Consider the following 247-nt stretch of genomic DNA (forward strand, 5'->3'; position numbering starts at 1 on the left):
GTCGTAGAACGTCTTCATCTCCGGCGGGATGTTGACGTTCAGGTTCCGCAGCGACTTGTAGAGGTGGGTCAGCCACTGGGTGAAACGCTCGAAGGCAGAGTGCAGCTCGATCGAGGGCGCCTTACCTTCCATGGCGTAGGCCTCGAAGCCGCGCGCGAACTGCTCATGCATACCGGTGTCGATAGCCGCATCGACGGCAGCATCGCCAGACGACCCTTCGTCCAGCACGGCGCGCACATCGTCCGCC

1 protein-coding gene is annotated in these 247 nt (G+C 62.8%); it reads right to left on the reverse strand.

From position 1 onward, the window contains the following. Positions 1-247, reverse strand: a 247-nt coding sequence (locus ACPYOI_RS36665) for a hypothetical protein (protein ID WP_481424258.1), incomplete at both ends; no start/stop codon positions are given.

Source organism: Rhizobium sp. SVR5-2C (assembly GCF_056755115.1).